The following is a 13,535-nucleotide window of genomic DNA, read 5'->3' as shown; positions in this document are numbered from 1 at the left end:
CGACTCGTCATCATCTTGACACGCCTTCCAGCCCGACTAGAATATCGCTTCCCAACTCCGCCCCCTTCGTCTAGTGGCCCAGGATACCTGGTTCTCAGCCAGGAGACAGGGGTTCGATTCCCCTAGGGGGTATGAAGCGCCGCGGCGGGTCCCGACCGGATCCCCGCGGCGCTTGTCATGTCTCGACGGTCCAGTCATGTCTCGACGGCCCATCGGGACCCGGATTCACGTCACGGGACGTCCGGCGCGTTCAGGCTCCAGTCGTAATCGTGGTCGAGCGAGCCGTCGAAGTCCCGAAGCTGCTCCGCCAGGTCGCCCTCGGCGTACTTCCGAAGGTGTTCGAGCACGCCGGCCTCGGAATCCCCGAAGTCCTCCCGGTACCAGAAGTAGATGCTGGAGACGACGCCGGACGCTTCGTCCCGGAGCGTCACGCCCCGCGGGTGATTCACGTAGTCCCGCGCCGCCCGGTCCAGCAGCCGCTCCAGGTTCTCGGCGGTGTAGGCCTCCGGAGCCAGGTTCGGACAGCCGATGCTCGCGCAGTTCACGCCGTAGTGGATCCGGCTGTCCCGCCAGATGGGGCGCAGAATGTCGTGTTCGATGTTGTCCAGCGTCAGCGGGTGCCCGGCCACCATGGCGTGGACGTCGCGCCAGGGGCCCGTGTTGGGAATCAGACCTTCGTGGATGTCCTTGATCGACTCCACGGGATACTCGTCCACGACGACCCGCAGGGTCACCGCGTTGTAGAGATTGATCCAGTACGCCATCTGCACGTCCTTTGCGTACTCCCGCGGATCCAGTCGCTGAAGTTCGTCGATGTAGCCGACGAGACGTGCCCGATCCGCCGCGTTCGCCTGCAGCTTCCCGTAGTCGACCAGGTGGACGCCGGACGGATCGTCGGTGACCAGGTAGGCGTCGAGCAGCGCCTGCCACTCGCTGTGGTCGAGCCGCGCGGGGTTTGCCGGGTCCTGGGCGTCCCAGGCGACGTCGGTGGACGGCCCGGCGCAGGACATCGCGCCGAGCGCGAGGAGGCCGAGTGCGAGGAGGCCGGGCAGTCCTGCGAGCAGCCCCCGCGGAGCGAACCTTGTCATCGTGAGTTTCCTGCCTCCTGCGACCGAGTGGAGCGCGCGGCGCGTGCCTGCCGCCAGCGGAGTCGCGCGATCATCGAGAGGATGCCCGCGCTGGCGCCGACGACGCCCCGGACCGTTCCGCCCACCTTCGACCGGCCGAAGCGGCGGCGCAAGGTGTCCACCGGCACTTCGACGATCCGCAGACGCTGCTGGATGGCCTTGATCTGCATCTCCACGGTCCAGCCGTACGTGCGATCGCGCATGTCGAGGCGGCGCAGAGCCTCGGCCCGTATCGCGCGGTAGGGACCGAGGTCGGTCACCGCCGTCCCCCACAGAAGACGGATGAGGAGGCCGGCGACCCGGTTGCCCGCGATCTGCGGGGCCGACAGGGCGCCCGGCTCCCTCCGGCCCAGCGCGCGCGATCCGATCGCGAGGTCGGCCCCGCCCGCGACGGCTTCGAGCAGCCGGAGTCCCTCCACGGCCTCGAACGACCGGTCGCCGTCCGTGAACAGCACGACGTCGACGGCACGCAGGTGCGCGAGGGCCGTCAGGCAGGCGAGTCCGTAGCCGGGCGTGTCCTGCCGGACGATCCGCGCCCCCGCCTCCCGCGCGCGGGTCGCCGTGGCGTCCGTCGATCCGTTGTCGCAGACGACGAAATCGTCGACCACGCGCCGGCCGCAGTCATCGCGCAGCGCGAGCAGGTCGGCGACGACGTCCCCGATGTTCCGCTCCTCGTCCCTCGCCGGCACGACGACGCCGACCGTCATTTCTCCGTACACGCCGTCCGGTCGACCTCGCTATCCGCTCGGAAGTCGACTCAGAAGTCGACCTGAGCGAGGAAGATGAACTGGCCATCGGACAGCGTCGGCGCATGGGGAGAGTCGTCGAGCGCGCTCGCGTACTGCAGCCCGAACTTCGCGTAGTTGTCCGGATACATGTTCAGTCCGAACACCATGAACTTCCGGTCGGCGCCCAGCGCCGGCTGGAATCCGTCGTACCGCACGACACCCTCGAACAATCCCCAGGGCCGATAGCCGAACTGCACGTAACCGCCGGAGGCCTCCGTCTCGTCCGGCCCGCCCCCACCGAGGGGCGCGTCGAGATCGAAGTCCGCCCGCAGGTACTCCCCCGTCAGCGTCAGGTTGTGGTAGGAAACCTGGACGTCCGCCCCCCAGAACAGGCGATTGCCCGCAAAATCGGACGTGATTCGGGGCGCCGCCTCCGGGTCTCCGGTGACGATGCCGGTTCCGAGCGGTGCGGAGGTGTCCGTCGAGTAGCCGAGCGAAGCTCCCGCCTGCACGACGAGTTCGTCGTAGAAGGCGATCGTGCCGATCGAGTTGTACTGCACCCGGCCGGCGAACATGTAGTTGTCGCCGTCGTTGGCGACGGCGCGGCCGTTGCCGTTGTAGAGGCCGGCCCCGTAGGTGAACCGGCCGTCGAGCGCCTGCCCGCCCGCCTGCACGCCGATCTGCCGGTCGGGCCTGAGGGCGATCACGGCCTGCGAGCGTTCGAGAAAAGTGATGTCGCCCCGCTCCAGGCTCGCCTCGTAGCTGAAGTAGGGCTTGAGCATGCCGAAGCTGAGTTCGAATTGCGGAATCAGCGGCATCGTGACCGCCGCGTCGTGGATCCGGAGCGCGTCGCTCGGCGCGTCGTAGCGCACCGTGAACCTGTAGTCGAAGACCAGGCCGAGCCTGCCCGTCAGCTTGAAGCGGGACTCGAAGAGCCGGAATCCCTCGGCCCCGATGGCGGAGTCCGCGTGCGCGCGGGCGCCGACGCTCAGGAGTCCGCCGATCTCGAGCGGGGGGGCCTGCTGCGCCGCCGTTCCCGCCGGAAGGGCGAGTCCAAGCACCACGACCGTTCGCGCGCACGTTCTCGCGATCATCTGCTGCTCCTCGTCACGTCTCGGGTTCTCCACATCACGTCTCGGGTTTCAACCGGGCTCGTCGGCCTCGAAGTTCGCGCGGAGGTAGCGCCAGCCGCCCAACCCGATCGCCGCGTTGATCCAGAAATGCCCGACGATGGACGGAAACAGGCTTCCCGTCCAGATGACCGGCGCCGCAAGCACGACGCCGAGCGCCGTCGCGCGGAGCACGCCGGCCAGCCTCTGGTACCCGTGACCGAGACCGAAGGACACGGAGACCAGCGCGACGGCGAGCCAGGGGCTGCCGGTCCATGCCGAGATCGCCCACAGACCGAATCCCCGATACGCATACTCCTCACACACCGCCGCGATCCCCGAGAGCGCGAGGAACGCGCGTTTCTCCGAAGCGTTTCGCGGCATCAGCAGCTGCACGGCCGCGGTCTCCCGGAGTCCGGCGAGCCGCGCGGCCACGGTGATCAGCCAGGCGAGCACGAGCCCCGCGGCGGCCACGCCCAGGCCCCAGAGGAGCGCGGCGGTCGGCGCCTCGACCCTCCAGCCGAGCGCGGCCGCGGGGACGTCCTGCCACGCCGCGACGCCGAGCGTCACGAGTCCCAGAACGACGAGCGAGGCCCCCACCGACACGTACAGCAGCCGGCGGTGTTTCGCCGCGGCGGCGAGATCCGCCCCGCGACGGGCATCGACGGCGGCGAGGATGGGCATGCCGATCAGGAGCAGCACCGCGTACGCGGCCGCGATCGGGGTCGGCGTCTCCGGCATGGTCGAGGGATAACGCGGCGGGGGCGCGGCGTGCAACACGCGCGCCGCGCGCGCACCGAAGGACGGAGGCCGGGGCCCGTTGACATCGGCCCGAGGTTCGGGGACGTTCTCCCGGCGGCGCCCCATGGCCGCCCGTGGCCAAGCCCTGCGGCAGCGTCGCGAGCGGTGAGGCGTTCGGCGGGGGCCCCTCCGGGGAGAGGAGCGAAAACGCATGCCGCTCGACATCGCGATCGCCCAGTTCCGGCCCTCGAAGGGGGACCTCGACGCGACGCTGGATGACTGCGCGACGACCATCGGGCGCGCGGTCGAGGGGGAACCGCGGCCGCGCCTCGTCGTGTTCCCCGAGACCGCGCTCACCGGCTATTTCCTCGAGGGCGGCGTGCGCGAACAGGCCATCGCGGCCCCCGATCTGTTCGAGGCCCTGAACGCGCGGGTCGGCGGCGACGCGGATGGCGTCGACATCGCGATCGGCTTCTACGAGCGGGACGCGCACGGCATCTACAACTCCGCCCTCTACGCGACGCTCGGGCCCGGAGGCGGGATCCTTCACGTCCACCGGAAGGTGTTCCTCGCCACCTACGGCGTCTTCCAGGAAGAGCGGTTCGTCGAAGCGGGAGCCGGAATCAGGGCGTTCGACGGGCCGCCGGGGCGGATCGCGCTGCTGATCTGCGAAGACGGTTTTCACTCGATCTCCGGCACGTTGGCCGCGCTCGATGGCGCGTCGATCATCCTCATCCTCAGCGCCTCGCCGGCGCGAGGGGCCGCCCCCGGGGCCGGAGTCCCCGGCAACCTCGTCCGCTGGGACGCCCTCGCGAGCGCGATCGCCGCCGAGCACGGCGTGTTCGTCGTCGTGTCCCAGCTCGTCGGGTTCGAGGGGGGCAAGGGGTTCGCCGGCGGGTCCGCAGCCTACGATCCGCGCGGACACCGGCTCCTGGCCGGGCCGCTGTGGGAGGAAGCGCTGCTGCCCGTGCGCGTGGACCTCGACGAGACCGCCCGCGCCCGCACGGAAGAGCCGCTCTTCTCCGACCTCGAGCGCTCCTGGACCCGTCTTCTCGTGAACAGCCCGGGATCCGGCGTTCGCCGGCCGGCTCCCGAGGGCGAATGACCGACGGGTGGCCGCCGCCGGGCGTCGCCGTGGCCCGCGCGCCGGATCCGGCGGATGCCCGTCCGCTCGACATCGACACCGATCTCGTGCGGGCGTGGCTCGTTCAGTTCCTCCGCGAGGAGATCGAGCGCCGGCGCGGCTTCCGTCGGGTCGTCGTCGGGCTGTCGGGAGGAGTCGATTCGGCGCTGACCGCGGCGCTGTGCGCGGAGGCTCTCGGCCCGGAAGCGGTGCTCGCCCTCCTGCTGCCCTACCGGACGTCGAGCCCCTGGAGCCGCGAGCACGCCCTGCTCGTGGCGAAGAAGTTCGGGATCCCGACCCGCACGATCGACATCACGCGCGCCGTGGACGGCTACCTCGACGAGTTCGAGCCGGAGGCCGGCGGACACCGGCGGGGGAACGTGGCCGCGCGCCAGCGCATGATCGTCCTCTTCGACCAGGCCTTCAAGCTCTCCGCGCTCCCCGTGGGCACGGGGAACAAGGCCGAGCGTCTCCTCGGCTACTACACCTGGCACGCGGACGATTCCCCGCCGGTGAACCCGCTCGGCGACCTGTTCAAGAGCCAGGTCTGGGCGCTCGCGCGGGCCATCGGCGTGCCCGCCGAGGTCGTCGACAAGCCGGCGACGGCGGATCTGATCCAGGGGCAGACGGACGAGGAGGACCTGGGCGTCACCTATCCCGAAGCCGATCTCATCCTCCACCACCTCATCTCCGGGCTCGGGCCGGACGACCTGGTCGAGGCGGGCTTCGAAAGGAAGAAGGTCGAACTCGTCGAGGGCCGGCTCGAGAGCACGCACTGGAAGCGCCACCTGCCGACCGTCGCGATGCTCTCGCCGACGGCGATCGGAGAGTGGTACCTGCGCCCCGTCGACTACTGAGCGCTTTAGTCTCGTACCGTCGTCGCAGCCGTTAAGACCGTCGTCGCCCCTGTGACAGGCTACGAGGTTGGGCCCCCGGCGCGGAGGACATCGAGCAACTGCTTGGCGGATGGTGAGGCCGACTCGACACGAGACGGATCGATCCTGCCGAGGATCTCGAAGCTATCCGATCCCTTGTCATACGACTCCCTGTTCGTCTCCAGCCTCTTGGTGGCACGGGTGAGGCCACGCAGAACGTCAGCCTTTCGGATCTGCTCAATGTGAGGGTTTCGGGGGAGCGCGCTTGGCTGGAATCCTTGCCCGAAGAACGATTCCAGGGCCGGCTGGTCGGCCAGGAACCATGACTCCATGACCTGGACCATGAGGTGGCAGTGATCGTTGCTCGCCCCGGTCGGACGAGCCCAACGATCCCCCGCCCGGTGGCGAAGGTGTTCCCAGGAGCTTCCCGCCGTGAGCGGATCTTCCGCATCCACGAGGAGCATGGGGACTTCACTCCCATTCCCGAGGGCCGCCTTGAAGTCGTCGTAGGCGCTCCGGCGGCTGCCGCAGGCCCTGATGCGCGGCATCTGGCCCGCCAGGCCCGCCTTCTCGAAGAACTTCCGGAAGCCTCTCCTGCAATCGGTCGTGAGCGCCTTTGAGTCCCCGCCACCCTCCACGTAGAGCTTGATGCTCACCAGCGCGTCCCGCCGATTTCGCCTCGCAGCCACAGCTCTCCGAGCCGGTACTTGTCTAGCCAGGGTTCGAGTCTCTCGGCGCTGAGGCGCTCCAATGCCGTGCAACCGCGGACCTTCTCGCACACGACGATCGACTCGGGCGTTCCTGTAAGCGCATCGACCAGTATGTCCGAGTGCGTGGTCACGATGAGCTGTGTACGGCTGCTCGCGTCGAGCAGAAGCGACGCCAACTGCGAGTGGATGTCCGGGTGCAACCCCAGTTCCGGCTCCTCTATGACGATGAAGGGCGGCGGCTTCGGATCGACCAGAATGGCCAGCAGACAGAGAAAGCGCAGCGTTCCATCGGAAATGCGGCGCGCCGGAACGGAGAGGTCGCCCTCGACAAGGTAGAGGGTCAGCAGTCCACCTTCCGGAACGACCTCGAAGTCGTTGAATCCGGGGGCGAGTTCACGGAGCAGCTCGAGCAACCGGCGCTTGACCAGCGGGTCTCGTTTGAGCACGGCGAGGCGCGCGGGAAGGTTATCGAAGTTCTCGGACAGGTGATCCGCCCTCACGCTCGGCGAGCAAGCCTCTCTGACCTTGGCGTCCGGACCAAACTGCCAGCGCCGGTAGATTCGGATCCGCTCCAGTGCATCCGTCAGCCGACCCAGCTCGGGATATTCCTCGGGATCCCTTCGCTGAGACAGAATGGACTGGGTCATGTCCAGCGTTTCTCGTCGAAGCTCGCGTTGGCTGCCCCGACCACGGTCTCGCACGTTGAGCATCGGGCGACCGTGCTCGTACCCGAAGTAGAAGTATGGCTTCTCCTTGTCGGAGGGCCGGTCGGCGTTCTCCAACCGCTCATCCAACACTACGAACGAATCGCCCTGGGCCCCGAAGACCAGGCGATATCGGACAGCCGGGTTCGTGTGATGCTGGGCGATTCGGCCTTCGGTGAACACCACCTCGATGCGTGCGGACTGCGCGTTTTTGTGTGCAGCGTCCTCCGTGCTCGAGGGATCGGGCCTCCAGAGCCAGTCCCATACGCTGCGACCGCCCTCGCGGATCGGCTGCGGAAGGTCTCTCGGGACCGCGCGCAGCACAGCCATGGCTTCAACCAGATTGGACTTCCCGGACCCGTTCGGCCCAATGACGACGTTCAAAGGCTCCAGGCGGATGTCCGTAGCGTCCCCAAAGGAGAGAAAGCCCTCAATGGTCATCGACGTCAGAAGGGGGCCATTGGGTTCGGCCATGTGCGTCTCCGTTCTTCGGAGGGATCATGGGCCTCGAAGATGGCGCGCCCCGCGGGAACTTGCTACCAAGCAGGGGAAGAGACTGCCGCCTACGGCTCGTAGTAGCGGAAGATCTTGAGTTCGCCGTCCCAGTCCAGGACATCCTTGAAGATCTGCTGCGGCGGCCCGAGTTCCCCGTCGCGCCTGAGGGTCACCCAGCAGTCGGTGTGCACGACGAAGCTCTCGAACGCCTCCGTGGGCCCGCGGCACTCCGCGTCGACGAACTGCAGCTTCCGGTCCTCGTACATGCCGAAGAGGTCGGAGAGCGCCGCGCGGTTCCGCGTCCGGATGTTCTTCCACGCGAGGTCCACCGGGTAGTTCACCTCCGGCGCGGAGGCCGGGAGTTCGGGCCATACCATCTCGTTGTGTTCGACCTCGGTGAGGCGGACGGTTTCGAGGCGGAGGGTATCCGCCGCAGCCAGCCCGACGAGGACCGTGGTCGCCAACTCCGCGAGGGAGCCGGCGGATCCGGACAGTCTCTGCCCTCCGTCGGACGGAGCATCCACGCAGGATCCGGAAAGGATCGGTAGCAGACCCAGTGCGAGGATGAGGCTGGTGCGACGCATACGTTCGTTCGTGTGTTCCCGGCTTCTCGGCTAGCCCTGGTCCGACGTGGTCCAGCCTTCGATCCACTGCGGCATGCCCGGCGCGAAGGCGCCGATGTAGTCCACCGCTTCAAAGAAGCCGTCGCTCGTGTCGGGCTCCGCGTAGCCCTCCGTGAGCGGAGAGCCGGCGGCGGGACGGAAATCGGGCATCATGAGGTTGAACGGGTCCGTGAGCATCGGATCGTCCATCGAGTTGCCCCAGTCCTCCGTCATCCAGAGGGCTTCCTCGTCGATCCCATCGTCGTCGCCCTCGAACATCTTCTCCTGCTGGCCGTAGATGTAGCTGTTCCTGATCTCGACCCGACCGACCGTCTCCGACTGGTCGACATCGAAGCCCTTCTCGAAGCCGAGGATCACGGCGTTGTACACGGTGCCGTCGGTGCCGCGACGGAAGATGATCCCGCGCGTGCTCTCGCCCGCGGAGCCCGTCCCGGCCTCCTTCCCGACCAGCGTGACGTTGTAGATCGTCGGGTCGGTCAGCGGCGTGGCGTCGAAGTTCTCCTCGTTCCCGTCGATCTCGAAGCCGTTGTCCGCGTCGTCGGGATCGTGCTGGGCGGCCCAGAACTGCCCGCGGCCCTGCCAGCCCGTCGAGTAGTCGAACGAGTCGTCCGAGGCGCCCGTGACGTAGGCGTACTTGAGGTCGACGGTTCCGCCGAAGAACTCGATGCCGTCGTCCGAACCGAAGTGCGACTGGATGTGGTCGAGCTGGGTGCCCGAACCCACGCCGTTCAGCGTGAGACCGTTGAGTTCGTTGCCGAAGCTCACCTCGTAGCCCCCGTACTCGATGCGCACGTAGCTCAGGACGCCGCTGTCGTCGTCCGTCACGTTGCCGCCGTACGGGCCCGAGTTCCCTTCTCCGACGCACTCGTCCGAGGGGAAGTTGCAGTTCGAACGGCCGTTAAGGACGACCCCGCCCCAGTCGCCGCGGCGGCGCGAGCCCTCATCGTTCGAACTCGTGAACACGATCGGCTCCTCCGCCGTGCCCTCGGCGACGAGCCGGCCGCCCTGCCGGACGATGAGCGCCGAACCGGTGAAGTTGACGTCGCCCATCAGCGTCGTGCCGGCCGGGATCGTGAGCGTCGCGCCGTCCTCGATGATCGTCGTCCCCTGGATGAAGTACGTGAGACTCGGATCCAGCTCCATCGACTGCGTAATCGTCCCCGACAACTCCGCAGTGGTCGGCGGCGGTGGCGGAGGTGGCGGCGGCGGTGGCGGCGGCGGCGGAGGCGGCGGGGCCACGGGCGGAGGTGGAGGCGGTGGAGGCGGCGTGGGCGCGACGGGGTCTTCCTCTCCCCCGCACCCCGCATAGAATCCACTCAGGAGCAGCCCGGTCAGAAACAGACCGACCCGGCGGTTGCGTCGTGCCAGATTCATCGTGCTGTTCTCCTCAACGCTCCATCGTGTCTGGAGTCCGGCGCGACCGGAGCGTTGAGTCGCGGGCCGGGAAGAGCCGCCGCCCAAGGCAGGGCGGCGGCCCGGATCGTTTGTCAGCGGTTACCCGTCGGCTGCCATGTCATGCCGAGAGAGAAGGCCCTCCCGGGCTGCCAGCCGCGAAGCAGGTCGCCGGCCTGGGTGAAGCGGTAGTCGGCGGCGAACAGATTCGTGGCGCTGAGCTTGGCCGTGATCCGCGACCCGATCCCCTGCTCGACGACGAGGTCGAACTGGTCCCGGCCCTCCTCGAATACGCTTTCGAGGTATTGGGTGCCGACCTGGCTGATACGGCGCCCGAAGCGGTTGAAGAGGAGGGAAACGGAGGTCCGGCCGGACGAACTGGCCCAGTTCGCGCCCGCGTTGATCACGTAGGGCGACTGGCCCTGGAGGCGGCGCTTCTGCCCCACCACGTCGATCTCGAGCGGCCCGGAACCGGGGACGAAGATCTGGGCCACGCTCCCCGTCTCCACCTCGGAGTCGACGAGCGTGAGGTTGAAGTTCAGCGCGAAGTTCTCAAGCGATTCGGAGAGGAACCCGAGGTCCGAGCGCACCTCGAACTCGGTCCCGATGTTGTTCGCCGTCCCGGCGTTCAGCCAGCTCTTGATGAACTCGCTGCTCGGGAACACGACCTCCTCGATCGGGTCCTTGAACTTCTTGTAGAACCCGCTCACCGCGATGACCGCGCCGGGGCGGGGGAACCATTCCCAGCGCACGTCGAGGTTCGTGATCCGGGAGCGCTGGAGCACCGGGTTCCCGACGACGAGATATCCGCCCGCGAAGTCGGCGAACGAGAAGGGCGCCAGCTCCCGGAACTCGGGCCGGGCCAGCGTGCGCGAAGCGGCGGCCCGGAGGTTGACCCGGTCGCTCGCCTCCCAGGTGAGCGTGGCGCCGGGGACGAAGTCCGTGTTGTCGAGTTCCGCGCCCGTGAGCGGCTCGACGCCCATCGTGAACACGTCCTTCGGCTCGACGACCTGCCGGCTGCGCTCGATGCGGGCCCCGCCGGCGAAGCGGAGGCGCGGCACGAGTTCGAAGTCGGCCATGAGGTAGGCCCCGGTCGTCGTCTGGTCGGCCACGTAGTTGTCGGGGCGGAAGGTCGCCTCCTGGATCTCGAACTGTCGCGGACCGGGACCGATGTTGTCCGGCGAGAAGATCTGGTCGGGCGATGCGGACCGGACATCGCTCGCGACCGACCGGTTGGGGATGAACCGGAAGCGCCGGCTGAGCACGTCGCGGTCGCGCGTGAGGGTCGCGGCGCCGACCTCGATCGTCCCCGCCTGCCCGTTCACGCGGATCGGGAACTGGACGTCGACGTTGAGGTTGACCGCGTCTTCCGTCAGGTCCTGGTGGAAGATGCTGCCGCTCTGGATGAAGTTGTCCCACAGGAAGACGCCGCCGGATTCGCGGTACAGGACCTCGCGCGTGTTGGGCTCGTAGCGGCCCGCGCGCGAGTACGCGGCCTTCCACTCCGCCGTCGCGCCGGCGAGGGCGTCGAAGTAGTGCTTCCCGCTCAGGCGCCCCTGCACGAGGGAGTTCTCGACGTACTGGATCCGCGTGTTCCGCTGGTTCGTGTTCGAGTCGAGGTTGAAGCCCTCGAGGATGCGGGACTGGTCTTCGGTCACGCGGTTGAGAAGCCCGTTGAACGAGATCCGGTGACTCGGCGCCAGCGGGAAGTCCATGTTCAGGAGACCGCCCAGGGTGACGGCGCGCGTCGACTGGTCGCCGCCGTAGTCGACCTCGGGGTCCGCGAGGCCGGACGAGGCGAACACCCGTTCCACGTAACCCTCGCGGCGATTCCAGGAGTCGTCCCAGTGGGCCGTGGCGAGGAGCCCGAGGTCCTTCGAGCCCAGGGGCACCTCGGTCGCGAAGGCGAGTTCGCCGCTGCGCCCGAACGGCAGGTCCTGGGGCGTGCCCGCCCAGCCGGGCGCGAACGCCTCCCCGATCGCCTCCAGTTCGGCGGAACTCAGATTGCGCCGGTTCACCGGCATGTCCGTCGGCAGGATGTCGGGGAGGGCGCGGAGGCCGTCGTCGATGCCGAGGAAATCGAGCCCTCCGCCGGCGTAGCCGAGACCGCTCTTGCCGGTCGTCGCCGTCTCCATGCCGGTGCCGAGTCCGACCTTGAAAAAGTTCTCTCCCGGGACCTTGCGCGTCTCGATCTGGACCAGCCCGCCCGCGTAGTCGGCCGGCTGCCGGGGGAGGTAGCTCTTCGAGGTCGATACGTTCTCGATGAAGCTGGCCGGCACGAGGTCGAGCGGGACTGCCTTCCGGTCCGCGATCGGCGACGGCATGACGGCGCCGTCGAGCGTGGTGTTCCCGTAGCGTTCGCCGAGCCCGCGCACGAAGACGAACTTCTTGTCGACGATCGAGACGCCCGGGACGCGCGCCATCGCCGCGGCCGCGTCGGAGTCGGGCGAGTCGGAGATCTGCTCGCGGCCGATCGCGTCCGTGACCGCCGCGGCGGTCTGCCGGTTCTGGAGAACGGCGGAGGCCGTGCCGCGCTGATCGGCCACGGTGACCGACAGTTCGTTCATCTCGATCGCCTGGGGTGGCAGCGAGATGTCGATGGTCACGACGTCTCCGGCCACGACGAGGACGCCGGTGACGGTCTTGCTCGCGTACCCGATCAGCCGGGCCGTCACCTCGTACGTGCCGGCCGGGATCGCCTTCAGCGTCCAGCGGCCGTCGACATCGCTGAGGGTGCCCGTGTTCAGCGACGGGATGGCGATCTGCGCCAGGCTCAGCGGCCTGGCCGTCTCCTCATCGACGATGCGGCCGGAGATGCGCCCCTGCTCCTCCTGCGCCGCGACTGCCGTCGCGAAACCGAGCAGGAGACAGGCGGAAAGCACCGCCGGTCCGGCTCGAAGCCGGGGTCTTCGTTGTCGTCTTGAAGCGATCATTGGGTTGGATCCTCCGGAAACAATGGACTACGGGGCCTGCTACCGGCGGAAAGGATAGGCGGGTCGGGTAACGCCCCAAGACAGGAAGCGTCACGAGTTTGTCACAGGTTCCACGGCGAACGCGTCACACGGCCGGGGCGTTTACGCTATGGTTACAAATTAGTTACGATACCAACGGCAGGTGCGACCCAGGATTCCCCCGGATCGGGTCCGAAGCGCGGACGAATTCACAGGACGAATTCACAGATTGCGGGAGCCTGCGGCATGGTGACGATGGCGGACGCACAGATCCTGGTAGTGGACGACGAGCCGGACATCCTCAGCGTACTCGTGTATCACCTGAGTCGCGAAGGATACCGGGTAACCACGGCCGTGAACGGTCAGGGGGCGCTGACGACGGCGGACGCCGAGCGCCCGGACCTCATCATCCTCGATCTCATGCTGCCGGGCATGGACGGATACGAGGTGTTGCAGCGGCTCAAACGCGCCGATCGCACGAACTCGATCCCCGTCATCCTGCTCACGGCGAGGCGGGAAGAGGAAGAGAGGGTCAAGGGATTCGAGGTCGGAGCCGACGACTACATCACGAAGCCGTTCAGCGCGCGCGAACTCACGCTCCGCGTGGAGGCGCTGCTGCGGCGCGCGAAGGCGGAACCCGTCTCCGTCTCGCGGAGGATCGCCGTGGGTCCGGTGGAACTCGACCGCGAGGCGCACCGGGCCTTCTCGGAGGGCGCCGAGGTCGACCTGACGCCGCTGGAGTACCGCCTGCTCGAGGTGCTGCTCGAGCGGCGCGGACGGGTGCAGAGCCGCCGCCAGCTGCTCCAGGCCGTCTGGGACACGAACGCGGCGATCGAGACGCGCACGGTCGACATGCACGTCGCCCGCCTGCGGACGAAGCTCGGGGGCGCCGCCCCCCTGATCGAGACGGTTCGAGGGATCGGCTACCGGTTCCGGGCTCTCGACAAGTAGCTCGCG

12 protein-coding genes and 1 tRNA gene are annotated in these 13,535 nt (G+C 68.2%); 4 read left to right on the top strand and 9 right to left on the bottom strand.

Annotated elements, in window-relative coordinates; translation table 11 throughout:
- Window positions 1-59 precede the first annotated feature (59 nt).
- Window positions 60-132: transfer RNA gene (locus ACQY5G_RS05840), tRNA-Glu, on the top strand.
- A gap of 98 nt (window positions 133-230) precedes the next feature.
- Here ACQY5G_RS05840 and ACQY5G_RS05835 read toward each other — a convergent pair.
- Genes ACQY5G_RS05835 through ACQY5G_RS05820 form a run of 4 tightly spaced genes read right to left on the bottom strand, consistent with a single transcriptional unit; the run spans window position 231 to window position 3,831 of the window.
- Complete coding sequence (locus ACQY5G_RS05835) at window positions 231-1,088, bottom strand: DUF547 domain-containing protein (protein ID WP_428277890.1); 858 nt, start codon at window positions 1,086-1,088, stop codon at window positions 231-233.
- On the bottom strand, window positions 1,085-1,846 hold the full coding sequence (locus tag ACQY5G_RS05830) for a glycosyltransferase family 2 protein (RefSeq protein ID WP_428277888.1): 762 nt from the start codon (window positions 1,844-1,846) through the stop codon (window positions 1,085-1,087). The genes ACQY5G_RS05835 and ACQY5G_RS05830 overlap by 4 nt, the downstream gene beginning before the upstream one ends.
- Before the next feature lie 38 nt (window positions 1,847-1,884).
- Entirely contained in the window at window positions 1,885-2,949 is a 1,065-nt protein-coding gene (locus tag ACQY5G_RS05825) for a porin (protein WP_428277886.1), read from the bottom strand.
- A 48-nt stretch (window positions 2,950-2,997) separates the two neighbouring features.
- Complete coding sequence (locus tag ACQY5G_RS05820; protein ID WP_428277884.1) at window positions 2,998-3,831, bottom strand: lysostaphin resistance A-like protein; 834 nt, start codon at window positions 3,829-3,831, stop codon at window positions 2,998-3,000.
- A gap of 85 nt (window positions 3,832-3,916) precedes the next feature.
- On the opposite strand from ACQY5G_RS05820, the gene ACQY5G_RS05815 reads away from it, so the two are divergent.
- Window positions 3,917-4,810: a nitrilase-related carbon-nitrogen hydrolase gene (locus ACQY5G_RS05815; RefSeq protein WP_428277882.1), complete on the top strand. Its 894-nt coding sequence runs from the start codon at window positions 3,917-3,919 to the stop codon at window positions 4,808-4,810.
- Complete coding sequence (locus tag ACQY5G_RS05810; RefSeq protein ID WP_428277880.1) at window positions 4,807-5,685, top strand: NAD+ synthase; 879 nt, start codon at window positions 4,807-4,809, stop codon at window positions 5,683-5,685. The genes ACQY5G_RS05815 and ACQY5G_RS05810 overlap by 4 nt, the downstream gene beginning before the upstream one ends.
- Before the next feature lie 59 nt (window positions 5,686-5,744).
- On the opposite strand, the gene ACQY5G_RS05805 is transcribed toward ACQY5G_RS05810, so the two are convergent.
- The 5 genes from ACQY5G_RS05805 to ACQY5G_RS05785 form a co-directional block, all read right to left on the bottom strand.
- Window positions 5,745-6,359, bottom strand: coding sequence for a DUF4276 family protein (locus ACQY5G_RS05805; RefSeq protein ID WP_428277878.1), 615 nt, complete (start codon window positions 6,357-6,359; stop codon window positions 5,745-5,747).
- A complete protein-coding gene (locus ACQY5G_RS05800; RefSeq protein WP_428277876.1) occupies window positions 6,356-7,591 on the bottom strand; it encodes an AAA family ATPase in 1,236 nt (411 codons plus the stop codon). The genes ACQY5G_RS05805 and ACQY5G_RS05800 overlap by 4 nt, the downstream gene beginning before the upstream one ends.
- Window positions 7,592-7,680: 89 nt before the next feature.
- Window positions 7,681-8,196 carry a hypothetical protein gene (locus tag ACQY5G_RS05795; RefSeq protein ID WP_428277874.1) on the bottom strand — a complete coding sequence of 172 codons (516 nt, stop codon included), beginning with the start codon at window positions 8,194-8,196 and terminating at the stop codon, window positions 7,681-7,683.
- A gap of 30 nt (window positions 8,197-8,226) precedes the next feature.
- Window positions 8,227-9,609 carry a T9SS C-terminal target domain-containing protein gene (locus ACQY5G_RS05790; protein ID WP_428277872.1) on the bottom strand — a complete coding sequence of 461 codons (1,383 nt, stop codon included), beginning with the start codon at window positions 9,607-9,609 and terminating at the stop codon, window positions 8,227-8,229.
- 113 nt (window positions 9,610-9,722) lie between these two features.
- Window positions 9,723-12,509: a TonB-dependent receptor domain-containing protein gene (locus ACQY5G_RS05785; protein ID WP_428277870.1), complete on the bottom strand. Its 2,787-nt coding sequence runs from the start codon at window positions 12,507-12,509 to the stop codon at window positions 9,723-9,725.
- A 315-nt stretch (window positions 12,510-12,824) separates the two neighbouring features.
- Between ACQY5G_RS05785 and ACQY5G_RS05780 the strand changes: the two genes are divergently transcribed.
- A complete protein-coding gene (locus ACQY5G_RS05780) occupies window positions 12,825-13,529 on the top strand; it encodes a response regulator (RefSeq protein WP_420615050.1) in 705 nt (234 codons plus the stop codon).
- The last annotated feature ends 6 nt before the right edge of the window (window positions 13,530-13,535 follow it).

The organism is Candidatus Palauibacter sp. (genome assembly GCF_965261555.1).
Classification (GTDB): domain Bacteria; phylum Gemmatimonadota; class Gemmatimonadetes; order Palauibacterales; family Palauibacteraceae; genus Palauibacter.
This window is presented reverse-complemented; position numbering and strand designations above follow the sequence as displayed.